This window comes from Pseudoalteromonas sp. AWM4_233 (genome assembly GCF_056158285.1).
The window spans coordinates 1-584 of record NZ_JBSWSZ010000129.1; the positions used below are offsets into that span (position 1 = coordinate 1).

The following is a 584-nucleotide window of genomic DNA, read 5'->3' on the forward strand; positions in this document are numbered from 1 at the left end:
ATGCCGTATCACGTGTTAACGACGGTTAGATTCACCTCTTACACAGCACCTCATTATACAAAAGGTACGCAGTCACCCTCGAAGGGCTCCTACTGCTTGTACGTACACGGTTTCAGGTTCTATTTCACTCCCCTCACAGGGGTTCTTTTCGCCTTTCCCTCACGGTACTGGTTCACTATCGGTCAGTTGGGAGTATTTAGCCTTAGATGATGGTCCACCTATATTCAGTCAAAGTTTCACGTGCTCCGACCTACTCGATTTCACTTTAGATAAGTTTTTGTGTACGGGACTGTCACCCTGTATCGTCAAACTTTCCAGAATGTTCCACTAACTACACTAAAGCTTAAGGGCTAGTCCGATTTCGCTCGCCGCTACTTTCGGAATCTCGGTTGATTTCTTTTCCTACGGGTACTTAGATGTTTCAGTTCTCCGCGTTCGCCTCGTTAACCTATGTATTCAGTTAACGATACCTGTAAACAGGTGGGTTTCCCCATTCGGAAATCCTAGTCTCAAGCGCCTCTTACTGGCTTGACTAGGCTTATCGCAGTGCTGTGTAAGAGGTGAATCTAACCGTCGTTAACCTT

General features: G+C 46.2%; 1 rRNA gene. It reads right to left on the reverse strand.

Annotated features, from left to right (window positions below):
- A 23S ribosomal RNA gene (locus ACXAC4_RS26670) occupies positions 1-584 on the reverse strand; the annotation flags it as partial.